Source organism: Litorimonas taeanensis, from assembly GCF_003634015.1.
Lineage (GTDB): Bacteria > Pseudomonadota > Alphaproteobacteria > Caulobacterales > Maricaulaceae > Litorimonas > Litorimonas taeanensis.
Genome location: NZ_RBII01000001.1, coordinates 760,401 through 786,006, shown reverse-complemented (window position 1 = coordinate 786,006; position 25,606 = coordinate 760,401). Strand labels below are relative to the sequence as shown.

General features: G+C 45.0%; 21 protein-coding genes. 8 read left to right on the top strand and 13 right to left on the bottom strand.

Translation table 11 applies throughout. The features are described from left to right. Nucleotides 1-81 precede the first annotated feature (81 nt). The gene (locus DES40_RS03570; protein ID WP_121099180.1) at nt 82-1,290 is read right to left on the bottom strand and encodes a DUF3089 domain-containing protein; all 1,209 of its coding nucleotides are present in this window, start codon (nt 1,288-1,290) and stop codon (nt 82-84) included. Between the two features lie 98 nt (nt 1,291-1,388). Between DES40_RS03570 and DES40_RS03565 the strand changes: the two genes are divergently transcribed. Beyond that, complete coding sequence (locus tag DES40_RS03565) at nt 1,389-2,129, top strand: DUF502 domain-containing protein (RefSeq protein WP_121099179.1); 741 nt, start codon at nt 1,389-1,391, stop codon at nt 2,127-2,129. 2 nt (nt 2,130-2,131) lie between these two features. Here the strand turns inward: DES40_RS03565 and recG are convergent, their stop codons facing one another. Then, complete coding sequence (gene recG, locus DES40_RS03560; RefSeq protein WP_121099178.1) at nt 2,132-4,255, bottom strand: ATP-dependent DNA helicase RecG; 2,124 nt, start codon at nt 4,253-4,255, stop codon at nt 2,132-2,134. An 84-nt stretch (nt 4,256-4,339) separates the two neighbouring features. On the opposite strand from recG, the gene DES40_RS03555 reads away from it, so the two are divergent. Together DES40_RS03555 and mfd are read left to right on the top strand one after the other, a co-directional pair. Continuing rightward, on the top strand, nt 4,340-4,594 hold the full coding sequence (locus DES40_RS03555; protein ID WP_121099177.1) for an FAD assembly factor SdhE: 255 nt from the start codon (nt 4,340-4,342) through the stop codon (nt 4,592-4,594). A 3-nt stretch (nt 4,595-4,597) separates the two neighbouring features. Then, entirely contained in the window at nt 4,598-8,080 is a 3,483-nt protein-coding gene (gene mfd, locus DES40_RS03550; RefSeq protein WP_121099176.1) for a transcription-repair coupling factor, read from the top strand. Here mfd and DES40_RS03545 read toward each other — a convergent pair. Continuing rightward, a complete protein-coding gene (locus DES40_RS03545; protein WP_121099175.1) occupies nt 8,077-9,495 on the bottom strand; it encodes a PleD family two-component system response regulator in 1,419 nt (472 codons plus the stop codon). The two genes, mfd and DES40_RS03545, sit on opposite strands and share 4 nt — an antisense overlap. A 94-nt stretch (nt 9,496-9,589) precedes the next feature. Beyond that, nucleotides 9,590-11,449: a M2 family metallopeptidase gene (locus tag DES40_RS03540; RefSeq protein WP_121099174.1), complete on the bottom strand. Its 1,860-nt coding sequence runs from the start codon at nt 11,447-11,449 to the stop codon at nt 9,590-9,592. Nucleotides 11,450-11,607: 158 nt separating this feature from the next. On the opposite strand from DES40_RS03540, the gene hemH reads away from it, so the two are divergent. Next, nucleotides 11,608-12,618 carry a ferrochelatase gene (gene hemH / locus DES40_RS03535; RefSeq protein WP_121099173.1) on the top strand — a complete coding sequence of 337 codons (1,011 nt, stop codon included), beginning with the start codon at nt 11,608-11,610 and terminating at the stop codon, nt 12,616-12,618. Here hemH and DES40_RS03530 read toward each other — a convergent pair. The 3 genes from DES40_RS03530 to DES40_RS03520 form a co-directional block, all read right to left on the bottom strand. Continuing rightward, nucleotides 12,601-13,176 carry a shikimate kinase gene (locus DES40_RS03530; protein WP_147405842.1) on the bottom strand — a complete coding sequence of 192 codons (576 nt, stop codon included), beginning with the start codon at nt 13,174-13,176 and terminating at the stop codon, nt 12,601-12,603. The two genes, hemH and DES40_RS03530, sit on opposite strands and share 18 nt — an antisense overlap. A gap of 65 nt (nt 13,177-13,241) precedes the next feature. Continuing rightward, nucleotides 13,242-14,591, bottom strand: coding sequence for a threonine synthase (gene thrC / locus DES40_RS03525; RefSeq protein WP_121099171.1), 1,350 nt, complete (start codon nt 14,589-14,591; stop codon nt 13,242-13,244). Nucleotides 14,592-14,686: 95 nt separating this feature from the next. Further along, nucleotides 14,687-15,295, bottom strand: coding sequence for a helix-turn-helix domain-containing protein (locus DES40_RS03520; protein WP_121099170.1), 609 nt, complete (start codon nt 15,293-15,295; stop codon nt 14,687-14,689). Nucleotides 15,296-15,432: 137 nt separating this feature from the next. Here DES40_RS03520 and cysG point away from each other — a divergent pair, with 137 nt between their 5' ends. From cysG to DES40_RS13290, 4 genes are read left to right on the top strand one after another with little or no spacing between them, the layout of a single operon-like run. Next, nucleotides 15,433-16,821: a siroheme synthase CysG gene (gene cysG / locus DES40_RS03515; protein ID WP_121099169.1), complete on the top strand. Its 1,389-nt coding sequence runs from the start codon at nt 15,433-15,435 to the stop codon at nt 16,819-16,821. Next, nucleotides 16,818-17,141 (top strand): DUF2849 domain-containing protein, encoded by a 324-nt coding sequence (locus DES40_RS03510; RefSeq protein WP_121099168.1) that lies wholly within the window; start codon nt 16,818-16,820, stop codon nt 17,139-17,141. Before cysG ends, DES40_RS03510 begins: the two co-directional genes overlap by 4 nt. A 2-nt stretch (nt 17,142-17,143) precedes the next feature. Continuing rightward, complete coding sequence (locus DES40_RS03505) at nt 17,144-18,778, top strand: nitrite/sulfite reductase (RefSeq protein WP_121099167.1); 1,635 nt, start codon at nt 17,144-17,146, stop codon at nt 18,776-18,778. Next, on the top strand, nt 18,771-19,961 hold the full coding sequence (locus DES40_RS13290; protein ID WP_121099166.1) for a phosphoadenylyl-sulfate reductase: 1,191 nt from the start codon (nt 18,771-18,773) through the stop codon (nt 19,959-19,961). Before DES40_RS03505 ends, DES40_RS13290 begins: the two co-directional genes overlap by 8 nt. Before the next feature lie 4 nt (nt 19,962-19,965). Here the strand turns inward: DES40_RS13290 and hisIE are convergent, their stop codons facing one another. The 6 genes from hisIE to hisD are packed head-to-tail and all read right to left on the bottom strand — an operon-like array spanning nt 19,966 to nt 25,606. Further along, nucleotides 19,966-20,574: a bifunctional phosphoribosyl-AMP cyclohydrolase/phosphoribosyl-ATP diphosphatase HisIE gene (hisIE, locus tag DES40_RS03495; protein ID WP_121099165.1), complete on the bottom strand. Its 609-nt coding sequence runs from the start codon at nt 20,572-20,574 to the stop codon at nt 19,966-19,968. Next, a complete protein-coding gene (gene hisF / locus DES40_RS03490) occupies nt 20,571-21,338 on the bottom strand; it encodes an imidazole glycerol phosphate synthase subunit HisF (RefSeq protein WP_121099164.1) in 768 nt (255 codons plus the stop codon). Before hisF ends, hisIE begins: the two co-directional genes overlap by 4 nt. Next, nucleotides 21,332-22,057, bottom strand: coding sequence for a 1-(5-phosphoribosyl)-5-[(5-phosphoribosylamino)methylideneamino]imidazole-4-carboxamide isomerase (gene hisA, locus DES40_RS03485; RefSeq protein WP_121099163.1), 726 nt, complete (start codon nt 22,055-22,057; stop codon nt 21,332-21,334). The genes hisF and hisA overlap by 7 nt, the downstream gene beginning before the upstream one ends. Further along, a complete protein-coding gene (gene hisH / locus DES40_RS03480) occupies nt 22,054-22,653 on the bottom strand; it encodes an imidazole glycerol phosphate synthase subunit HisH (protein ID WP_121099162.1) in 600 nt (199 codons plus the stop codon). The genes hisA and hisH overlap by 4 nt, the downstream gene beginning before the upstream one ends. Next, on the bottom strand, nt 22,650-24,311 hold the full coding sequence (hisC, locus tag DES40_RS03475; protein WP_121099161.1) for a histidinol-phosphate transaminase: 1,662 nt from the start codon (nt 24,309-24,311) through the stop codon (nt 22,650-22,652). Before hisC ends, hisH begins: the two co-directional genes overlap by 4 nt. Next, a complete protein-coding gene (gene hisD / locus DES40_RS03470; protein WP_121099160.1) occupies nt 24,308-25,606 on the bottom strand; it encodes a histidinol dehydrogenase in 1,299 nt (432 codons plus the stop codon). Before hisD ends, hisC begins: the two co-directional genes overlap by 4 nt.

The window sequence follows — 25,606 nt, the reverse complement described above, 5'->3', positions numbered from 1 at the left end:
TCAGAATTGCCTGAAAACATCAGGAAAATCTATAGTATTTCAAATGAAAGTGAGACTTTCCATGAAAATAGAGAAATAGAATCAGTTCTCCTGAGGTTTAACATCAACGATTTCACTAACTGGGCTGTCTATAACATCTATCACTTCGAATCCGTCTAGTAACTTTGCTCTTCGAGGCAGGCTTCCGTCCTGTAAAAGTGTCTCAACTCGAATTTTGGCGTTTTGCCGTAGGTCTTCATAAAATAGATTTGACGGTAAGGTGCGAAACTTACCACCCACTTTTAATGGGCGACGCAAAGAGCGGGAACGGGGCTTGTCAATTAACAAGAGTCCATCTTGGCATTGCGTACCAACTTGCCTTGGTAAGGCTGCGGGGCGCATATCCGGATCTAATCCCTCCGCTGCGACGCCGCCTTTGTGTAAACGGGCAGGCGCATAATCTTCGCTTTGTGTCCAAAGTAGTGGGTTTACGCAAATCAATGCTTCACCCTCTACGGATTCATATTGTTGACCATTATGGGCAAGCAAGCGCGTTCCAAATCGTTCAGCTATAGCACCTTCATTAGGAGCAAAAGCGCCAAATGCCACAATGCAATTTGTTTCCACCTCTGTTTTACAGACAGGGATTTCTGAAAGCGGTCCCTCAAGAATACTTCGCGTTAATGGGTAGTCAATGACATAAGCAACGGCCAACCGTTTGAGGTTTTCAGTATTGTCATTGCCTGCAAAAAAATCAGCCAAAAGACGCTGTACATGACTGGCGCCTTGATTATGACCAACCAAGACAATCGGACGTTCTGGTGGCGAGTTTTCCATAAAAACTTCAAAAGCGCGTTTTACGTCCTGATAAGCAAGGTTCTGGGCCATTCTCGCATCTTCGCGATGGGTCATATAGGCGTATAATGATGCTTGGCGATAAAAGGGAGCAAATAAACGCCCCGCATCAGCATAGGGCGTCACGTAATTAGGGCGAACAATATACTCTAACTTGTTCTTTCTTTTCAGATCATTACTCGGTAAATTCCAATGCTTACCGCCGCGGTACACGCTTGGTACCACAACAAAAACATCCCCTTTTGCTGAGGCCTCAAAACTATCAATAGATAAGTCTGGCAAAGTCAACCAAGCCTCAACTTTGTCATAATTCGGAGCTATTGGTCTTTTATACGTTTGAAAGGGTTGTCCTGGGTCTTGAATATGTTGAAATATATCATCACGGTAAAACCAGACGAGTGCGGCGATGACGGCAAAGATAGCCGCTATTACCGTAAAAACCGTCTTCCACCGCATGTTATTTCCCTTTCGTAAAAAATCACTATAGCGTAACCTTACGCTTCATTGAAACCTTATACCCAAAGATTACCAACTTATAAGTCTGGGACTGAATTATGGCTGATAAGCCGAATGCAAAACAAAAAACGAACCTTCGCCAACAGGGTGAGAGAGTAAAGTTCAAGTTTCTTAAATTTATTCGAAACCGTTTCTTAACTGGCGTTATTGTGGCTTTACCCATTATCGCTACCGTTTGGGCTATTCGAACTTTTATCAAATTTATTGACACATCTGTGTGGACTGTATTCCCAGCCGTTATAAACCCAAAAACATATTTAGGATTTGATGTTTGGGGGCTTGGACTCGTCGTATCTTTGTTATCTCTGTTTTTATTAGGAACGCTTGCCTCAAATATTGTTGGGACATCCATATTAAAAGCGAGTGAGCGATTATTGGCAAGAGTGCCCATCGTTCGCGGGGTATATTCGTTCGTAAAACAAATTGTTGTAATCGTGGCACAACAAAGAGAGCAGGCCTTTCAAGAGGTGTGCTTGATTGAATATCCGCGCAAAGGACTCTGGGCAATCGGTTTCGTTACTACAGACTTGCAAGGGGCACCGGCAGTCGCTTTAGAGCCTGGTCATGTTTGTGTTTTTGTTCCCACAACACCTAACCCGACATCAGGGTTTTTATTGTTTGCCAAACGTGACGAAATAAAAATTCTGGACATGACACCTGAAGAAGGTGCCAAAATGATTATCAGCGGAGGCATGGTTTCGTCAAATGAAGAAGATGACACCTTAAAGCCGAAGCGCAAAAAGGAAAAAATACCACCAACTGATGAATTATTGCTGTAAAATTAGCCTGCTCGCATAAGAGCAATACCGTAATCTTGTTCGAATAAGTATAACATTTGACGCGCGGCTTTTCCACGCGGAGTTTCTAGGGCAGGGTCACTTTGCACGAGCAACCGTGCGTCTTGAACAGCTGTCTCAAGCAAGGATTTATGCTTGTCCAGATTTGCAAATTTATAATCGGGCAAACCGCTTTGTTTTGCCCCAAGTAAATCACCGCTGCCACGTAATTCCCAGTCCTTCTCAGCAATAAGAAAGCCGTCTTCACTTTCGCGCATTATCTCGAGGCGGGCTTTCCCGTTGACTGATAGAGGGCCTTTGTAAAGTAAAAGGCAGCTCGATTGTTTATCTGATCGACCAACACGCCCTCGTAACTGATGTAATTGAGCTAGTCCGAAACGCTCTGCATGTTCAATGACGATTATCGTTGCATTAGGGGCGTCCACACCAACTTCAATAACTGTTGTGGCCACCAAAACACGATAACGGCCATTTTTAAAGTCGAGCGCCATTTGTTCTTTTTCTTGCCCCGTTAAGCGGCCGTGAAGCAATCCAACACAGTCACCATAAATCGCTGTCAGTTGACGATGGCGGTCCTCAACAGATGTGAGATCTATGACCTCGCTATCTTCTACAAGCGGGCACACCCAATAAACCTGATTGCCCTGCTTTATCTGACGACCAATGCCATCAATTACATCATCAAGTCTTTGTAACGGTATGATCCGCGTCTCAATTGGTTTGCGTCCTGCGGGTTTTTCATCAAGCTTGACAACATCCAAGTCGCCATAACTCGTTAAAGCAAGTGTGCGCGGTATCGGGGTTGCCGTCATAACTAGCAAATCGGGAGCTGCGCCTTTTTCCGCTAGCCTCAACCTATCTCGGACTCCAAATCGATGTTGCTCATCGATAATTACAAGCCCTAAATCTTTGAACTCCATTGTTTCTTGGAATAGAGCATGCGTTCCTACAACAACGTCTATATACCCAGCACTCAGTCCAGCATTTAGGGCTTCACGAGGTTTACCTTTGTCTCGGCCAGTAATGGCTTGGACAGTTAATCCTGCTGGCTCCAGCATTTTTGAAAGTGTATCTGCGTGTTGACGTGCTAGAATTTCAGTGGGCGCCATTATTGCCGTTTGAACTCTGGCTTCAGCGGCATAGGCCGCAGCTAAGGCTGCCACGAAGGTTTTTCCAGCCCCGACATCTCCCTGTAGTAACCGCGCCATACGGAAAGGGGAGCGCATATCCTCTTTTATAGCTTCAAAGGCACGGCTTTGTGCGGTTGTTGGTTTAAATGGAGCAGAGTTCAGTACATCTTGAACATATTGCCCTTCATGTTCTAGTTTTCGTCCCTTGGATCGACGTGTGCTTTCTCTGACGAGTGCAATGGCAAGTTGCTTGGCGAATAGCTCATCATAAGCCAATCGTTTTCTTAAGGGACTTTCTGCTCGAATATCGACGGCGTGTTCTGGGAAATGTAAACGATGTAAGGCTTTATCAAAACCCTCCCAGTTTTGTTGAGCGAGAAAAGCAGGGTCAAGCCATTCCTGAAGTTCAGTTGTTTTAGAAAATACTGACATTGCAGCCCGCACAGCTTTGCCCGCCGCTTTTTGAGATAAGCCGGCCGTCAGCGGATATAGCGGTTCTATATTGGGCATAGTGTCCACCTTATCCAGAGGAAGGACATAATCCGGGTGTGTCATCTGAATTTGTGCGTTAAAGACTTCTATTTTACCCGAAATTAATCGTTTTTCTCCTTCTGGAAACTGTTGCTCCATATAGGATGAACGCGCTTTGAAATAGGTAACTTCCATTTCACCCGAATTGTCATAAACCCGTATTCTATAAGGGCGATTTCTGTTTTTTGGGACAGAATGTGAACCAATTGTAACGACAAAGGTTGCAGTTTCACCTGCGACCGCATTGGCTATAGTGGGCCTGTTTGAGCGATCTATTACTCCTGTGGGAGGTGTAAATATCAAGTCTTTAATACGACCACCCATAGCCCGCTCAAATAACTGAGCAGTTTTTGGCCCAACGCCAGGAAGCTTCACTATTTCCGCAAATAAAGGGAATAGGTTTTGTGGCCTTCCTTGGGTTTTCACATCTGAGATATTTTGATCCATCTTCTCTATTTGACCTGTCAAACTTACCTGTGCAAGGCCGCAAACGCTCGTGACAGACCTAACTTAATCCGCTAAGGCCGCGCCATGCTTGATCCCCGTAAAAAACGTCTAGTCTATCGTGCCAATTATCGAGGTTTCAAAGAAGCTGATTTGATATTGGGTGGGTATGCCAAGGCTAATATTGATTCTATGTCGGAATCCGAAGTTCTGATGTTTGAAGAGCTCTTAGAAGCTAAGGATCATGATATTTACGCCTGGATTACAGGTAGTCAGCCTGTGCCAGACGTCTATGACACGCCATTATTGGCACGTTTGAAAGCCTTTAAGCCGACAGTTTAATACATGCAAATTCAACTGAATCGATATAAGAGCGCAGAGAAGTCTTTAACGGCTGCAGGGTTGCCCGAAGGCGCAGATGCATTAGTTTTTTGTAAGGCCATAAAGCAACGCGGCGGAAGAGGGGTCTTTATCGCACGCGATGATACGCGTGCTTCTGCTTTTGTCGCGGCGTGTCGATATTTCGCTCCAGACATAGTCGTATTGAATGTCCCATCATGGGACTGTTTACCCTATGACCGGATTTCCCCAAGCCGCGCCTTAGCAGCCAAAAGGGCAGCGTCTCTTTTCACACTAGCATCCTTAGCTCCAGACACGCCAATGATTGTTGTGACCACTGCGAGTGCCTCCATGCAAAAAGTGCCCCCTCGACATGTTATGGCATCTTCTGGGTTTATGGCGGCTTCAGGGCAAGCTGTACCAAGAGAGCAATTACAATCCTATCTGACACATAATGGTTATAGTCGTGCCTCCACAGTGATGGAGGCGGGAGATTATGCTATACGGGGTGGTATAGTTGACGTTTTCCCCCCCGCATTTGACGATCCTATACGGTTAGATTTTTTCGGTGATGAGCTCGAATCTATTCGATCGTTTGATGTCCACACTCAGCGTACCACAGATAAATTGTCCTCTGTCCAACTTGCGCCTGTAAGTGAGGTGTTCTTAACTGATGACTCAATAAGCCGATTCAGGCGGAAATACGTGGCGGCATTTGGTGGTGGTGTCAGTCATGACCCAACTTATGCGGCTGTAAGTGATGGCATAAGAACCCAAGGTTTAGAGCATTACTTGCCACTGTTTCATGAAACCACCGAGACTCTTTTTGATTATATCGGCGCAGGGGCCTTATTTGCTTTTGATGGCTTGCTCAGTGAAGCACGGGCTGAACGCTGGGACGTTATCGAAGACTTTTATTCATCAAGGCAAGAGCATGCACAGTCTCGTGATACAGGCTCCGGTGATCCTTCGAAAACGGGTGGATTATATCGCCCACTACAGCCCACAGAACTATACATAAATGATGTTGGGTGGAACGAGATCACGTCCCCTCTAACCTGCCGATATCATTCCGTCTTCCGTCCTGATAATGCAGTTGAAATAATAGACTTTGGCGGAATACTTGCGCGTAGTTTTTCTGTTGAACGGCGTACTGAAGGTGTCAATGTTTTCAATGCTGTGAAGGATTATATTCAAGCCCAAAAAACAGCAATGAAGCGAGTTTTAGTCGCGGCTTGGTCCGAAGGGTCTTTAGACCGTCTTGGCAATGTTTTTGAAGACCATAATTTAAACATACCTAAAATTGCTCATGGACCTGATATTTTCGAGAAAAAGAAAGGCTCAGTTTGGCGGACTGTATTGCCTGTGGAACAAGGTTTCGAAATTGATGGTCTAAGTGTCATATCCGAACAAGATATTTTGGGAGACCGACTTGTAAATCGAGGACGTAAACGTAAGGCGAAAAACTTTATATCTGACGCTGGGGCGATGCAACCCGGAGATCTTATTGTTCATATAGATCATGGCTTAGGGCGTTACCTTGGCCTCAAAACTTTACAGGTACAAACTGCCCCCCATGATTGTGTGGAGCTAGAATATCATGGCGGTGCAAAATTATTCTTACCTGTAGAAAATATTGAGCTTCTTTCCCGCTATGGATCAGCGTCCGAAGGCGCTGTTTTGGACAAATTAGGCGGTGTTGCATGGCAAGCTCGCAAGTCTAAAGCCAAGCAACGTTTGAAGGAAATGGCCGCGGAACTGATTAAAATTGCGGCTAAACGTGCGCTAAGGACGGCTGACCCACTAGAAATCGATCAAGGGACATATAATGAGTTTGCCGCTCGCTTTCCGTATGTTGAAACGGATGATCAGTTAAGTGCCATTCAGGATGTATTTAGCGACCTAGAGAGCGGTCGTCCTATGGATCGACTTATTTGTGGTGATGTTGGATTCGGTAAAACAGAAGTCGCCCTTCGCGCCGCTTTTGCCGTGGCAATGAGTGGCCGACAAGTTGCTATTATCGCGCCGACAACGATTTTATCGCGTCAACATTTCAAAACCTTTTCAGCGAGATTCAAAGGTTGGCCTGTTCGTGTGCGTCAACTCTCTCGCCTAGTGACGGCCAAGGAGGCGAGAGAAACCAAAGAGGCGTTATCGCAAGGTCAATGTGATATTGTTATTGGTACTCATGCTTTACTTGCAAAAGCGATTAAGTTCTCTGATCTTGGCCTCGTAATTGTGGATGAGGAACAACGCTTTGGCGTGCAGCACAAAGAGCGGCTTAAGAAACTGCGTGCAGACGTTCATATGCTAACTTTAACGGCGACACCAATTCCTAGAACATTGCAAATGGCTCTGTCGGGTATTCGTGATTTATCACTGATTGCCACGCCGCCTGTTGACCGTTTAGCGGTACGTACTTTTGTTATGCCTTTTGACGAAATATCAATCCGTAAAGCGTTGTTGAGGGAACGCTATCGTGGTGGGCAGTCCTATTTCGTTGCGCCGCGAATCGCCGACATTCCGCGTATTGAAGAGTTCATGCAGAATTCTGTACCCGAGGTGAAATACGTTATTGCTCATGGGCAAATGTCTGCAAGTGCGCTCGAAGATATTATGAATGCCTTTTATGATGGCGAGTATGACGTTTTGATTTCCACTTCTATTATTGAGAGTGGCATTGATATACCGTCAGCAAATACAATGGTGGTTTATCGTGCTGACAGGTTTGGCCTTGCTCAACTTTACCAAATGAGGGGCCGTGTTGGGCGCTCTAAGATTAGAGCCTATGCTTATTTGACCATGCCTGATGCGCATGTCGCTACGAAAGAAGCTATTCAAAGACTTAAGGTCTTACAATCTCTTGATACGCTTGGGGCAGGGTTTGCGTTAGCAAGCCATGATTTAGATATGCGGGGGGGAGGGAATCCTTTAGGAGAAGAACAGTCTGGTCATATGAAAGAGCTTGGTGTTGAGCTTTATCAACATATGCTTGAAGAAGCTGTGGCGGAATTAAAGGATGATGAAACAGCCATTGATCAGAGTTGGACACCTCAGGTTAATGTAGGTGTAGCCATACTCATCCCTGAAACGTATATTTCAGATCTAAATCTTAGGCTGTCTACTTATCGCCGTATTTCTGATGTAGATGATGATGAAAGCGGCAATGCGCTCATGGCTGAATTAATCGATCGGTTCGGCCCGCTCCCAGATGAAGTCCGATCACTCTTTGAAGTTATGCAAATCAAACGCTTATGCAGAAAAGCACATGTAGAAAAAGTTGATGCAGGCCCGCGTGGAATTGTTCTTTCCATGCGTCACTCAGATATCAAAGACCCATCCGTAATTATGCACGCTATTACTCAGAATAGCGGTTGGCGTTTGAGACCTGATCAAACTATTTTGGTGAAGGGTAATTTTGAGCAAGCTAAGCCACGTGTTCGTGGTACAAAACGGGCAGTGGAGGCCCTGATAAAGACGCCAAATTAAGCGATAATCTGTCTTTCATGCGTGTAAGGCATATTGTTAAGTTGATTGAAGAGTCTTCCAATCGCTAAAAAGCTAGTTTCATGAGGTTCAACCTCAACATATGAGGCTTCAATTGAAAAGCTTAAGGCTGTATTTGGGATTCCACTTTCATAAGCTGTGCAATCAACCAGAGCTTTCATGCGTTCTAGTACAATAGATGCTTCATAAGCATTTGTATTGGGTAATGACATCAAATATGTATCAGCATGATAATGAGAAACCGTATCTTGCATGCGAACAAGGTTTTTTAGCATTTGTCCAATATCTGCAATTGCAGATATAACATTATCAGCTAGCGGAGGCTCGGAGCAATCCGGCAAGAGTTTCAGGGCCATAAATGCGACGGGCTGATGGGCATTGTGACAGCTCCGAACAACGCGTTCTGAATGTCTGTCCATGAAATTATGATTATAACATTGGCTATGCGGCGTTATGCAGACATGTCCGCCAAGACTTTCAAAGCCTTGCTTTAATTCACTATGTAAACGGTGATAATTGGCTAGTTCGATGATGCGCCCGCTTATTTCTTCAGTCTCAGCATGTATGTCAATTATATCGCGGGCACCGCTTTCATACGCTTTGTCTGCATAATCAAAACTGGTTTCATCGACTAAAAACAAAGTGGGCACGTGATAGAGACGGGCATTTCTTCGCATAGTTTGGGATATGGAGAGCGCAGGCTCAGCTTGCTCCAATGCATTCATCACCACTGCGTCGAAGTCGGAGTCATGTAAATAATCAAATGCACTGAATGATGTGAACGCCGCAACGACTTCAACATTTTTCATCTGAAGGGCATTAATTACAACCATAAAGGCAGCGGTGGCTTTCCCTATAAATAACACGCGAAATGGAGAGCGATCGCCTGTATCTTGTAAAAATCCAGGTTGACCAAAGTCTTTTTGTAAAGTTTCAAACCGTAGCGTTATTTCTGTTTCCATTGCACTCAATCGAATGAAAGAATTGACTCGATTAGCAATTTGAGAAGCATGAGACGGCCCAATTACGACACTATCAAAGTTAGAAGTTTCCTTTTGTCTGACTTTATCTAGGACGCCTATCATTGGTATCGGCTGCGAAGCATAATGTTGTTTCAAAACAGTGCAAATATCTTCTGAACGCTCGTTAAAGCTTGTTAGGTTGACGATAATTGCAACAGGAGGCTTTTTAGGTGTCGAAGATAATTTCGTACCATTGTAAAATGCAATTTGAACATCATAATTCAAACGCTTTAAATGAGTTCTAAGAGGAATGATTTCTGAAGCATTGTCGGTTACGATAAGAATTCGAGGTGCACGAAATTCCCCAATATTCGCCGCGATGTCAGAATTCGGCTGTATCAGCGAATCAAATGGAGTGGGGGTGAATTCAGACATGGGTAAAAGTTAAACCCTAAATCTTTCTTCTCTGTTAACTATGGGAAGCATACCACTCCCCATAGTCAGCTTAAGCTTTAGGCAAACACTAGGCTTACCAACCGCATGTGCGATCTTTGTTTTGCTCCTCAAGATATGCCTGAAGAGGTGCGAAATATTCTAAAATTGCAGAACCGTCCATTTCACGTGTCCCCGTGAAGGCTTCTAAGGCGTCAGGCCAGGGCTTAGATTGCCCCATTTCGAGCATGTCATTAAACTTCTCTCCAACAACTTTGTTTCCGTAAACTGAACATCTGTGAAGAGGGCCTTCAAAACCGGCTGCATCACAAGCGGCTTTATGGAATTGGAATTGTAAGATGTGGGCTAAGAAATACCGCATATAAGGTGTATTGCCAGGAATGTGATATTTTGCACCGGGGTCAAAAGCGTCCGCGGAGCGTTCGCTAGGGGCTTTCAGTCCTTGATACTTATCACGCAGCTCCCACCATCCTTCATTATATTGAGCGGGCGTGTAGTCCCCAGAGAAAACTTTCCAGCGCCACTGGTCAACCATGAGACCAAACGGCAAGAAAGCCACTTTGTCCATAGCTTGACGCATTAACAGGGCTAAATCGGCATCTTCGCCCGGCACATCAGCTTTATCTAGCAAGCCTATTTTTACAAGATATTCAGGTGTAATCGACAACGCAATCATATCGCCGATAGCTTCATGGAAGCCATCATTGGCGCCGCCTTGATAGAAAACAGGTTGGTTTTTATAGGCGCGTTGATAAAAATTGTGTCCCAGTTCGTGATGAACCGTTGAGAAATCTTCTGCATTGACTTTGGTGCACATCTTGATGCGTATGTCATCTTTAGAGTCAATATTCCAAGCTGAAGCGTGACAGACGACTTCGCGATCTTCCGGCTTTGTAATCAAAGAGCGCTCATAAAATGTTTCAGGAAGGGGGTCAAAACCCATTGAAGTAAAAAACTTTTCTGCCGTCTTTACCATTTTCAATGCGTCGTATTCTTTTTCCTTTAATAGCTTTGTTGTATCTACACCTGGTGCTGCGCCTTCTGGCTTAACAACGTCGTAAATATTGCCCCAGCTTTGTCCCCACATATTGCCAAGGAGATCCGCGCGTATAGGTTCATCCAAAGGCACAACTTCATCGCCGTATTTTTCATTCAAACCTGCACGTACAGCGCAGTGCAACTGATCATAAAGTGGTTTGACTTGTCCCCAAATTCGGTCTGTTTCAGCGACAAAGTCGTCAGCGTCCATATCGTAACCGCTACGCCATAAAGCGCCTGCATCGGCATAGCCTAATTCGGAAGCGCCTTCATTGATGATTTTAACCATGTCAGCGTAGTCACCTTTCATGGCTGGTGAGACTGTTCTCCAGCCCTCCCAAACGGCACGAAGTTCCTCAGGGTCGTCAGATGTGGCAATGATGTCACTCGCTTGACCAAGGTTCAAAGTGTCGCCGTTATAATCAAATTTTCCTGTACCGTACCGAGAATCAAGACGTGTCATTATCTCGGCTAACTCTTTGGCAGCGCCCTTACGTTCTGGGGCAGGGAAGTTAGAGCCGCGTTTTAGGCCGTCCATCTTACGACGCATATCTTCTGGTAGTTGTAGTCCATTAAAGCGTTTCGCTTGATTTGCGAGACGTGTAGAGAGGAGAGCAACATCTTCACCAACTTTAGATTCAAGCCAGTTCGTATCCTGAGTGATAAAGTTAGCCTTAACCCAAGCAACACGAGCCGCGTATTCCCCTAATGTTTCAATTTCCACTGCGGCAGCTTCTAAAAACTCTTTTGCTTCTTGTTGCGTCGGCGCGGCTGAGGTGTCCGGTGTTGCAGCCTCAACCATTTTCGATACATTTTCTGAATGCGACTCTGGAGCCTGTTGACAGGCAACAAAAGATAAAGTCAGAAGGCTCACAGCAGATGATAATAAGTGTTTCATTTGTCCTCACATGTTTTGTTTGATTTTACTCAAATCTTAACGATTATTGTTTGATGCTATTCGTAACCACAAAGGCAGTCAGGTCAATGGCCTGCAATCGCTACTAACGCGTATTTGAATGAGATTACATCCATTCTTTCAATGTTTAAGAGAGCTCTATGTCCTCAAAGATAGGTTTGTTACTTGTCAACCTTGGTTCGCCAGACGCACCAACACCTGCTGCTACGCGCAGATATCTTGCTGAATTTTTACACGATCGCCGCGTGATTGATACATCTCGCTGGATATGGTGCCCAATTCTACATGGTATTATCTTAAGAACACGTCCTGCTAAGTCAGCGAAGGCTTATGAGAAAGTTTGGAATGAACCCGAGTTTTCTAATCAGGCCGTGCCTGTTAAGCTTGCCCCACTTGTACGCATTACAGGAGCGCAAGCGCAAGCACTTCAAGAGGCGTTCGGGGAAGATGTGCAAGTAGAATATGCTATGCGTTATGGCAATCCATCCATTGAAGCGGCGCTAGATGCACTTATGGAAAAGGGATGCATGCGTGTAGGGGTTTTACCGCTCTATCCGCAATTTGCTGGTGCTACAACGGCGTCTGTTTTTGACGGCATATCGAAGGCTATTAAGGCGCGTATGGACTTGCCTGAGATTCGCTTTCTTCGACATTATTATGATGAGCCGCAATATATTAAAGCCTTGTCTGATAGTTTAACGGATCATTTTGCAACGCTAGACTGGAAACCAGAGGCTATTATGGCGTCTTATCATGGATTGCCACAAAGCTATGTTGACAAGGGTGACCCTTATCAGGCGGAATGCTTGCGAACGACAGAATTGTTGCGTCAAGAAATGAATGTGTCTGAAGACTATCTCTTTACCACGTTTCAATCACGCTTTGGGCCCAAGGCTTGGCTCCAGCCCTATACGGATAAGACTTTGGAACAAATGCCTAAAAAAGGGGTGAAGAAAATTGCGGTAGTTATGCCGGGGTTTTCTGCGGACTGTCTTGAGACCCTTGAAGAAATTAAACTTGAAGCCAGTGAAACATTTCTAGCAAATGGAGGTGAAAAATTCACAGCCGTGCCTTGTTTAAATACGCGTCCTGATCATCTTAATTTTCTTAAAGCATTAAGCGAGCAACGACTGTTAAATGGCTGGCTTTAAGAAATCAAATATATCGCTGACCTGGTTTTTAGCATCCAATATAAATTCACTTGGCAGAGTGATGTCAGCTAAGTCTTCATATGTCCTAGCTCTGGCCGTTAACAACTTCGGAAAAGAGGTTAGAATCGCCTCTTCATTGGATTGGTGTGATGCTTTTTGATAATGCTCCCTCCAAATTAAGGGTTTCGGGTTTGCAAAATATTGTTTTTTTAACCCCTCAACTCTTTCATCACTCGCAGATATATAAACAATGTAATGCGTGGATTGTAATGCCTTCAGTGTTTTCTCTCCTGTATAAATAACACTCCCAGGCGTATCCAATATAATATTACTTCCTTCAGCATTCATAGCTTTTTCAAGTGCGCGAGTTTCGAGAGCTGTAGATTCCATTTCTCTCTTGGCATACCCCTCACTGTAAGGCTGTCCCTGCCATTGGGCAAATGCTTCCATGTCGCTATGCCCCATTTCGTCTTGAATGAGTTGGTCAATTTCTATGAGTTCAAAGTTATAACTTTTAGCTAGGCGTGAGGCGGTATAGCTCTTTCCGATATTGGACATGCCTATGAAGGCGAGACGTAATGTTCCCGCACTAAAATGAGCTTCGAAATCAGTACGACTAAGCTTCACAATGTATCAAGGTAATCTGACAATGCGCTTAGGTTAGGCTCTAACTTTGTAACACGTTTTTCTTTTTGCATGGCCTTGGACAAGGCTTCTGGAAGTGGAACTTCTTGGCCAATTATGCGCTCAACGCTATCAGCAAATTTTGCAGGGTGAGCGGTGGCGACTGTCACTTTGATAAATGGACGCTCAACATCTTTAGAGAATTCATTCATTGCTAAGTGCCCAACGGCCGTATGAGGGCACATTATATAACCCGTTTCAGCAAATACACGGCGCAAATGCCTTTCAGTTTCTTGATCTGAAAATGAGGCACCCCAACAAAGTGAAGAAACCGCTTCAAAGTCTTTGTCCATTAAGTCCAGAATACGTGGAAAATTATTCGGTCTTCCGATATCCATAGCGTTTGAGAGTGTGGGAACAGACGCTCGAGGAATGTATTCGCCATCTTTTAAGTAATCAACGAAAGGGTCGTTTACGTTATTACCTACGACGAATCGATCAATTGGTGCCCCCATTTTTTTAGCTATTACTCCGCCTGTTAGATTGCCTAAGTTACCAGAGGGAATGCTATAAACAATAGGAACCCCAGGATGGGCCGCCTTGATTTGCAGAGATGTCCAAAAATAATAAAAACTTTGAGGAATAACCCGTCCGACGTTTATAGAATTAGCGGACATGAGGTTGTGTTTCTTTGCTAATTCTTGATTGGCAAAGGCATCTTTGACCAATTGCTGACAGTCATCAAAAGACCCTTGCAAGCTCACAGCGCTCACATTGGAATTTACATCGCCTATAGTGCAGAGTTGCTGTTCTTGAACCTTACTAACGCCGCCTTCCGGATAAAGAATTACAACCTTAATTCCATCTTGACCCAAGAAGGCATCTCCAACAGCGCCGCCTGTGTCTCCTGATGTGGCGACCAGAATTGTACGTGTTTGCCCTGATGATTTCATAAGTTCAGAAGCTGAACGCCCCATGAAACGGGCGGCGAAATCTTTAAAGGCTAAAGTGGGGCCGTGAAATAACTCTAATATATATTCATCGTTGGATTCAGCCATTGCTACATCCAAGTTTGCACCCTTTAATGTTTTGAGAGGGACATCGAAATTATATGCATCCTTACAGAGCGCACGAAGTTTATCTTTTTCGATAGCATTATCTGTAAAATGCTCTGCTAGCTCAGCCGCGCACTCCCAGAAATTCATTGCCGCAAGTTCGGCGGTTTGCATTGGCGTGTAAAAGGGCAAACTGTCAGGCATCCAAAGTCCGCCATCTGGCGCTAAAGAAGCCAGTAGCGCGTCGCCAAAATCGGCCGATATAGTTTTGTCTAGATGCGAGTGATACGTCATAAAGGCTCAATAGCGGAGTTTAAAGAATTCGCAAGACACACAGGGAGCAGAATAGACGTGAATACGACTAAAATACTGGCTTCGTAATAAAAAAATTAGTTTCGTACTAATTGTGCTAAAATGTTCACCATTGTTGCATGAGCAGGCGTCGTTCCTGTGTTCGTTAATTTATGTTCTCTGTCTGCTTTGTATCGAATTGTCTCACCAGACTTAACACACCATGATTGCCCTGCGACCTCAACGGTGATTTCGCCCGTAAGCACTGATAGGTTTTCTATTGAACCATCTGGGTGGGCAGAGCTTTCTAAAACTCCGCCTACTTCTGCCTTGAAATCATACCACTGTAGCCATTGTACGGTGTCGATTGAGCCAATAATCCGTAGCTCACAAAGACCGTCCTCACTTTTTAGTAAAGGAATGTCTTTGATAAACAGTTTTTCGACTAGGGCATCAGGGCCATCGTCGTTAGAAACCATAGCCTCTACGCTCGTTCCTAACGCAAGGCTGAGACGAGATAGTGTGGCGAGTGATGGGTTCGTTTCATTTTTTTCTATTTGACTAATCATGGATTTAGCGACGCCAGACATATCTGATAAATCACCCAGTGATAATTTGTCTGCTGTACGCAATCGTAGGATTGTCTGGCCAAGTTTTTCGGCTAAAGCGTCTGCTTCGGGGCAAAATTGGCGTTTTTGTCGGGCCATAATCTCTATTTAACGCTTTTTCTTATTGTATTTAAGAATTCCCCGACATTATTTCTGTCGTGGACTAGATTTCGCTCAAATCGTTCTATATATAGAACAGGCGATTTTGACAAGGCTTTAAAGTAACGGAATGAAACATGCGCTATCTCCCGATACATGTTGATACGAAAGATACCGTTATCCGCGTTATTGGCGGCGGCAAGGCTGCTGAGGCAAAGCTACGCACTTTGGTGAAAACAGAGGCGAGGCTTGAGGTTATCTCAAGTCTAATATCTCCAGAAATTAAACGCTGGCATAATGATAATCGCGTTATTTGGATAGAACGTGAATTTACGGCCAGCGATATAAATGGCGCAAAACTAATCTACGCTGCGACTGATGATGTTTCAGTGAATTCTGAAATTGCTAAACTATGCTCTACGCAGGGGGTTCTCGTAAATGCCGCTGATCAAAAAGATGCGTGTGCTTTCATAACGCCAGCATTGGTTGATCGCTCTCCAGTCGTCATATCAATAGGAACGGAAGGTACCAGCCCTGGACTTGGTCGTGCACTAAAGGCCGATTTGGAAAAACGGTTGCCGAGTACATTAGGTGCATTAGCGAAAGTGACGCAGGAGTTAAGGAAAAAGGTTAAACGCATTTTACCAAATTTATCAGATCGTCAGAGCTTTTGGGCAAATGTGTTTCAAGGGAATGCCCTGGAGTCACAAATACGTCTAGATACTGTGACATTTGCCAAAAGGGTTGAACATGCTTTGGAGGCATCCCCATTAGAAAAAATAGGGCACGTTGTTCTTGTTGGCGCAGGGCCAGGGAACCCAGACCTTATGACAATTGCAGGTCAGCAAGCTCTACATTGTGCTGATGTCGTAATATATGACCGCCTCGTTAGCGAAGCCGTATTAGAACTTGGTCGTCGTGAAGCTGAATATATATATGTTGGTAAGACACCTCATGGCCCCTCTGTGTCGCAAGAGGCTATTAATGATTTAATTGTTCATCATGCAAAACAAGGGAAGCATGTCGTACGTCTGAAGAGCGGCGACCCACTTATTTTTGGACGTGCAGATGAAGAGATTCAAGCTCTTCGAGCGTCAGATATTCCGTTCAAAATAGTTCCAGGCATTACGGCTGCTGCTGGTGCAGCGGCAGAGATCACTGCATCTTTGACATCACGGGGTAAAAACTCTGCAATCACATTCCTTACGGGCCATGACATGAAGGGGTTCGCAGAACAAGATTGGCGCGCTTTATCCCAGAAAGGGGCTCGCGCCGTTGTCTATATGGGAGTTGGTGCCTCCCGATTTATTCAGGGTCGTCTGCATCTTCATGGCGCTGCCGCCGATATGCCCGTGACAGTTGTTGAAAATGCGACAAGATCAAATCAAGTTATTATTTCTTCGTCTTTATCTCAATTCGTTGATGATATGGCGAGCGCCTCCATTAACGGGCCTGCTGTCCTAATGATCGGATATGAAGCCCACGATGCCCTAGCAACCCCTGCGACTTTGAAAGAAGCCTCATGAGTACATTAAAACACAAAGGGAAGGGGCCACAGGCTCTGACCGCAAATACGTTACGAGACGGCCTCAATGTCTGGTTAACGCCCGAATTCGAATGGTCGATGAATTACGCAGAGGCGCTTATCACTGAAGATACGGCTCTGATTGATAAAATGAATACGTGTGGTGAGCGTGATGAAGTTAATAACCTTGTTGTAGGTGTTTATTTCATTGATGTGGAACCTGATACAGGTCTGCCTGCGCGTTATCGTGAAAAATTTCGCGTAAAGGGCCCCACCTATGACACGGCTACACTTGTGCCACTTGAGATACAAAAGGTTTAATCATGTATCGTTACGATGAATTTGATGCCGAAATGGTGTCGTCCCGCGTTGATCAATTTCGTTCGCAAGTTAATCGCCGGTTGAGCGGTGAGCTTACTGAGGCTGAATTTAGACCTCTGCGCTTGATGAATGGACTGTATCTGCAACTCCACGCTTATATGTTAAGAGTTGCTGTACCTTATGGCACATTAAACTCTACGCAGATGCGTAAGCTCGCAGATTTGGCTGACAAGTATGATAAGGGCTATGGCCATATTACAACGCGTCAAAACGTACAATTCAACTGGCCGCAACTGACGGATGTTCCTGATATGCTTGAAGAGCTTGCTAGCGTTGAAATGCATGCCATACAAACATCAGGCAATTGCATCCGTAATGTCACGTCTGACCCTTATGCTGGTGCTATTGCTGATGAGATCGAGGATCCGCGTCCCACATGCGAAATTTTACGCCAGTGGTCGACTCTACACCCTGAATTCACTTTCTTGCCTCGGAAGTTCAAAATTGCGGTTATTGCGACAGAGAAAGACAGGGCATTAGTACGAGCCCACGACATCGGGATTGAAATAATTAAAAATGCGGAAGGCGAAACTGGATACCGAATTATTGTTGGGGGCGGTTTAGGACGGACCCCTATCATCGGGCAGGTCTTACGTGAATTCCTACCGCGGATCGAGCTGCTACCTTATCTTGAGGCAACGCTACGCGTTTATAATCGTTATGGCCGCCGCGATAATAAATACAAAGCTCGTATCAAAATTCTCGTTCAAGAAACAGGGATAGAGACCTTCAGAGAGCAAGTTGAGGCTGAATATTCAGAGCTTGTACCGCTTGATATTGCGGTTTCGCCAGAAGAAGTTTCTCGGATTACTGATTATTTTGCACCACCTGCATTTAAAAAATTAGAGGCTTGTGAAATCAAAACTAAGGATAGCGCTCTTGCCCGTTGGATGAAGCATAATGTTTTACCCCACAAGGTAGATGGCTATGCGATTGTGAACATTTCGCTAAAACCAATTGAGCGTGCGCCTGGTGATGTGACCTCTGAACAAATGAGAGTCGTCGCCGATCTAGCAGAAAAATATAGTTTTTCAGAACTCAGAACAACACATCAACAGAACCTTGTTTTACCGCATGTCGAGATATCTGAGCTCGAAAATGTGTATAAGGCCTTACAGGCCGCTAAAATGGGCGATGCCAATATCGGCTTGATATCAGATATAATTTGCTGTCCTGGTATGGACTTTTGTGCCCTAGCAACAGCGCGCTCAATCCCAGTTTCACAAGCAATAGCTGAGCGTTTCCAGGACCTTGAGCATCAATCAGTTATTGGGGATATGCAGATTAAAATTTCAGGCTGCATCAACGCCTGTGGTCACCATCACGTGGGGCACATAGGAATTTTAGGGCTCGAAAAAGCGGGTGTAGAATTTTACCAAGTCAAAATTGGTGGTGACCCCTCAGAAAATACGGCTTTAGGCCAAGTCACAGGGCCAGGCTTTTCACAAGAAGAGTTGATCGACGGTATAGAGCGTATGGTCGATCATTACATTGAAATTCGCGAAGCAAAAGAACGGTTCATTGACACTGTTAGACGTGTTGGTGTGGAGCCGTTTAAGGAAGTTTTATATGTCTGATACAGATATTCTCATTAGCGGTGGGCAGCCTCTTGCACCGCCAGAAGATAGTAACATTATCTCTTTAGAAGATTTTGCAGGGCATAATAGCGCTGAGGTTTTACGTGTTGACGGCGATACTGAGTTAGCAGAAATCGTGCCGCATTTAGAAAAGGCTAAGACAATCATTGTGAAATTCCCCGCTTTTACGGATGGGCGCGGGTTCTCACTAGGACGTATCCTTCGGCAACGTGCTGGGTTTAAGGGCGAATTGATTGCAGAAGGCCCACTGATACCCGATCAGTATGCCTATGCCATACAATGTGGATATAGCGCTGTGAAGCTAGATAGCATATTGTATGAAAGACATTCAGAGAGCCATTGGTTTAAGGCCTTATCCGCTTTTGGACTAACTTATCAACGTGGATATGCGGTACATTCTGGACCAGCGACAAGTATTCTTGATGCGCGTAAAACTGGGTTTCGAGATGCAGAAACTCAGGACGACCCTTTTCACGGATTATCAGCGGAGATGGCGTTAAAAAAAGCCTGTGAGGCCTATGAAGGACAGATTGTTCTCGCATCTTCTTTAGGTGTGGATTCAGTAGTGTTGCTTCATATGGTCTCGAAAATCGACCCTAATTTGCCTGTGATATTCTTAGATACTGGAAAACATTTTCGCGAAACATTAGCTTATCGTGATCTCCTAATTGAAGATCTCGGCCTCACTAATTTTCAGAATATTCGGCCTGACCCGAATGAGTTGCAGTCTGAAGATCCCACAGGTGATTTGCACAAGTCTGCACCTGATTCCTGTTGTGACCTCCGCAAAGTACGTCCACTGGACAAAGTGATACGCACATTTTCAGCCAGAATTACAGGTCGAAAACGTTATCAAACTCCGCAACGTGCAAATATGAAAATGTTGGAAACTGGAGGCGACCAGATTAAAGTCAATCCTCTGGCGTATTGGTCAGCTAAAGACGTAACAGATTATATACGCCGTCACGATTTACCACCACACCCTATGTTGGCGCTTGGCTATCTTTCCATCGGTTGTCAGCCCTGTACGACACGTGTCGCTGCGGGTGAAGATCCGCGGGCAGGGCGATGGCGTCACTCTGATAAGACTGAATGCGGAATTCATTTTATTGATGGAAAATGGGAGCAGGTTCCGACCAAAAAAAGCTACGAGGTTTTTTAAACATCTACTTGTGGCGCGATTGTAATATTTCAATCGCGTCATTCAATGACAAACCTTTCGCTCTTAGCAAGACGATAAGGTGATAAAGTAAATCCGCGCTTTCGCCGAGCAAAGCTGCATTATCTTCTGCAACAGCGGCTAGGGCTGTCTCGACGCCTTCCTCTCCAACTTTCTGTGCAGCTCTTCTAAGGGGACCAGAAAGTAACTTAGCTGTGTAGGAATCTTCTGGCGAAGTACCAACTCGATTCTTTATGAGTGTGTCTAAATATCCCAGAAAACCAACACCATCTGCCCCCCCGTTACCAAAACAAGATGTTGTGCCTTCATGACAAGTTGGCCCGATAGGGTTTGCTTTCACGAGTAATGTGTCATTGTCGCAATCAATCTCTAGGGAAACAAGGTTTAGCGTGTGGCCACTGGTCTCACCCTTGGTCCAGAGTTTTTGACGAGACCGGCTGTAAAAGGTAACTTTCTGAGTATTCAGTGTTTTCTCAACACTGTCCTTTGACATGTAACCAAGCATAAGCACTTGCAGAGTCTTGGCATCTTGAATAATCGCCGGAACGAGACCCAGGCCTTTATCAAAATCAATTTGTTCAAGAATATTGGTCATGGTCTTATCTCAATGCCGGCACTAATTAGATTTGACTTAAGGTTTGGTATTCTGATGATGTCTTTGTGAAAAACGCTTGCGGCCAAGGCGCCATCAACATCAGCTTCATTAAACACATCTTCAAAATGTTGAATTTCACCTGCGCCGCCACTCGCAATTAAGGGCACAGGACAAATAGAGCGCACAGCTTTTAATTGCTTTATATCATATCCTTGGCGAACCCCATCTTGGTTCATACAGTTTAAAACAATTTCCCCTGCACCGCGGTCACACGCTTCTATGACCCAATCTATGGTTTGACGGCCTGTTTCTCTTTGTTTGTCTGGGTCACCAGTATGAGAACGTACACGGTACACGCCGCCATCATCAAAGCTGTCTATTCCAACGACGATACATTGCTTTCCGAAGGCGTGACTGAGCTCAGAAATCAATTCTGGATTCATAAGGGCAGGGGAATTAATGCTAATTTTATCAGCCCCTGCCGCTAATCGTGCACCAGCGGCCTGTACCGATTTAATGCCACCAGCAACGCAAAAAGGGATATCTAGTACTTGTGAGACAGCCTTCACCCAATCCGGGCTAACCGAGCGGTCATCAACAGAAGCGGTTATATCATAAAAAACGAGCTCGTCGGCTCCAGCATCGCGGTATCTTAGGGCGAGGTCGAGTATGCCACCAACATCTTCATGGTTTCGAAATTGCACGCCTTTGACGACGCGGCCATCACGGACATCAAGACAAGGGATAATACGCCGTGCTAGCACGCGACAGCTTCCGTAACTGTAAAACGGTTTTCATAAAGCGCCTTACCAATAATTATTCCGTGTGGCTGCAAGGCCTTTAGTTTCTTCACGTCATTTAGTGACCCGACACCTCCGGACGTGATCAAGTTAAGTGAAGGATATTGTGCACGAACTTCTTTATAAAGCTCAACATTTGCTCCCCCCAACACGCCATCTCGTCCAATATCAGTTATCAAAACTGTATGGAGACCGGACCCATTATAGTCATCTAAAACATGCCAAAGTGATTTTGTACCTGCGTCAACCCAGCCGCGTGTTGCAGGAATTGGAGTCCCGTTATCATCAATGTTTACATCAAGGGCGATGATAACTTTTTCTGGTCCAAATTCGTTGAGCCAAAACTTAACCATTTGAGGGTTTGTTACCGATAGAGACCCAATAACTACGCGTTCTACACCGCCGTCTAAAAGCTTCTTAATTTGCGAAATATCTCTCAGGCCACCACCTGTTTGGACTGACAGACCGCTCTCTTGTGCCAACTCAATTATCAATTCCATTTGTTCAGAGTTAGCGTGTTTAGCACCGTCAAGGTCTACGACATGCATACGGGTCGCACCTTCTTCAGCAAACCGTTTGGCCACATCCAGAGGCGCCTCGTTATAATCTGTTCGCTGGTTGAAGTCGCCCTTGTAAAGTCGAACACAACGACCTTCTATGAGGTCAATGGCGGGAATAATCATACCGTTACATCCAGAAAGTTTTTCAATATTTTTGAGCCTGTGGCGCTACTGCGTTCTGGGTGAAATTGACACCCCCAAAAGTTATTTTGTCTCACTATTGCTGAGAAAGGGGAGCCATATTCACAGGACATAACAGTATAATCACCAATGGGCACCACATAAGAGTGAACAAAATAAGCGAAGTCTGAATCACTTAAGCCTTTAGCTATTGTGTCTTGTTTAACAGGGGAAAGCGTATTCCAGCCCATATGAGGGGATGGAAGAGACTTCGTATCCAATGGGACCACATCTCCGTTTATGACACCGAAACCTTCAGTTTTTTCAGCACCTTCTACGAGTGTGTTGAACAAAAGTTGCATGCCTAAGCAAATTCCTAAAACGGGTTGGTTGAGTTCTTTGACCACAGACAAAAGACCACGATCGATAATTTGCTTCATTGCAAATGGGGCGCTTCCAACGCCAGGCAAAATTACACGTTCAGCTGCATGTATAGTTTCCGCATTGGCTGAAATTTTAGCCTGAACACCCAAGCGTTCGAACGCAAACGCTACAGATGAAAGATTGGCACAGCCAGTATCTATGATAACCAAGCTCATGAAAGAACGCCTTTGGTTGACGGGACTTCAGTGCTCCCTGTTTTAGCAAAGGCAGGTCTAAGAGCACGCCCAACACCCTTGAAACATGCCTCAATAATGTGGTGCGAATTGTCACCTTTAACATCAATATGGATGGCACATTTTAGGCTTTGAGCTAGGCTTTCAAAGAAATGAGGGCACATTTCGACTGCAAATTCACCAACATGGTCCGTGGGAAAGTTACCGTTGAAAACAGCGGCGGGTCGTCCAGACAGATCAATTGCAACTCGCGCTTGGGTTTCATCCATAGGCATAACAAAACCATAACGACCTATGCCAGCTTTATCACCAAGTGCTTGATGTAGCGCCTCTCCAAATGCGAGAGCTGTGTCTTCTATAGTATGATGGCCATCAATCTCTAAGTCCCCGTGACAGGTTAAGCGAAGTCCCATCCCACTATGCTTCGCAATTTGTTCTAGCATGTGGTCAAAAAAACCAATCCCAGTTTCAATCTCAACTTTCGTTGAGTCATCAAGATTGACGCGAACAGCGATATCAGTTTCCTTTGTCTTTCTGAAAACCTCACCAATTCTTTCACTCTTATCCTCAGCTAGGACGCCAAACGCCTGAAGTGCTAACGTATTCTCAGCCGGAGACCCTATTGAAATCCGCATCCGTCCAAAGCTCTTACGGTAGTCGCGAATTTTTATACCACGCTTAGAAAGCTCTCGCATCAGGCCTGTGTCGTCCTCAACATCTAATAATAAGAAGTTCGCGGCAGAGGGGTAAACAGTATTTATATAGGGTGATTTCGAAAGCTCTATAAACATACGTTCTCGCTCAGACAATGTTTCAGTCAGTCGCTCTGCGTGCACTCCCATTGCGGCTGGAGCTAGGGCATTCATTATGGCAACTTCAACTGGGCGAGCAATGGGATAGGGCGGGAGGACTTTTAACATTAACGCAATTACGCGTTTATCCGCGATTGCAACGCCGCCTCGTACGCCAGCCAAAGCATAGGCCTTTGACAATGTACGTAACACTACCAAATTCTTGTGATTTGCTATTTCATCAACAAAACTTTTTGAGTTAGAAAACTCAATATAAGCTTCGTCAATGACGAGGAGTGTATCAGGGAAAGCTGTCGCCAGTTCTATAACGCTGTTGCGAGATATTTCATTGCCGCTTGGGTTGTTCGGGGAGCAAATAAATATAGCTTTTAAACTTGGTGTTTCTGCACCTGTTTTCAGTATAGCCTCAACGTCCCACTCATAGTTGTCATTTAGAGGGACTTCGACAGTGTTTGCCCCCTGAATATCTGCACAGGTTTTATAATACCCAAATGTTGGAGGGCATATTAAGACAGAATCTTGTCCATCTTCACAAAATGTCCGCAAAAGGACCTCAATACCTTCATCGGCACCGCGACCAACCATAAGGTTGTCAGTAGACGTGCCATAAATATCAGCCAATCTTTGACGCAAAGCAGCAGGCTGTTGTTCTGGATAGCGGTTGTAGTCCGTAGCGCCAACTATAGGTGGCGGAGCATATGGATTTTCATTGGCATCTAAATGAAGTGCATTTGTACTGCCACCGCGAGCAGAGTAGCTATGAAAGGCTATTATTGCTTTACGTGTTATAGAGTATGGCCATTCCAGCGAAGGTTTATTGATGCTCATTTTAGAGCCTCCAAGCGTATAGAGACCGCGCGTTTATGAGCGTCTAACTCTTCTAATGATGCGAGACGTTCCACAGTAGGCCCTAAGTTTTTGAGACCTTTTTTGGTTAACTTTTGAATGCTGATATATTTCAAAAAGCTTTCAAGAGTAACGCCAGAATATGCGCGTGCCGCGCCGTAAGTTGGCAAAGTGTGGTTTGTACCACTAGCGTAGTCTCCCACAGATTCGGGTGTCCATGGGCCTAAAAATATTGATCCTGCGTTACGTATAGCTGGAACCAAGGTTTCAGGCTTATCCATTTGGACTATAAGATGTTCAGGCGCATAACGATTTACTATGTCGACAATTTCTGCACGGCTATTTGCAATTATCATTCGAGAGAGTGCCAAGGATTTAGTCGCAATCTCTTTTCGAGGTAAAGAGGCAAGTTGTTCATTAACTGAAGCTTCGATTTGCGACGCAAATTCTGCAGAATTCACAACACACATCACCTGCGCTAATGCATCGTGCTCTGCCTGACTTAATAGGTCAGAGGCAACGAAATCGGGGTTTGCTTTTTCATCAGCTAACACCATGGCTTCTGAAGGACCCGCAGGTAAGTCGATTGCTGGGCCTCCGGCCTCTTGAGCCGCCAATGACTTTGCAGTTGCGACCCAAGCATTACCGGGACCAAATATTTTATCACATTTTGGGATAGACTCGGTGCCGTAGGTCAATGCAGCTATGGCTTGCGCGCCGCCGCATGCATAGACAGCTGAAACTTTACATCGATAAGCAGCCGCTAATATTGCAGGATTTATCTGGCCGTCTTTTCCAGGTGGGGTGACGACGATACGGTTTTGAACGCCGGCAACTTTAGCGGGAACAGCGAGCATCAATACGGTCGATACCAAAGGCGCTGTTCCTCCCGGAACGTAAAGTCCTGCTGTTTCGATGGCCCTCACTTGTCGAGCACAGTGTACGCCTTTGATTGTTTCTATAGAAATGTCTTTAGGAAGTTGGGCTTGGTGAAACTTCTTTATGTTACTGCGCGCCATCTCAATAGCTTGCTTGTCCTCAGAAGGTAAAGCCTGCCAAGCGTTTTCAAGTTTAGATTTCGGAACGCGCAATGTCTCGAGTTTGACACCATCAAATTGATAGGTGAAGTCAAGAACAGCCTTGTCTCCATCTATTCTAACACTGTCCATTATTTGGCGAACAGATTCCGTAAGAGATTTATCGGAAAGTGCGGCTGGACGCGATAATATTTCAGATTGCTCCGTATCGGATAAATCTGCCCAATTAAAACGGCGCAT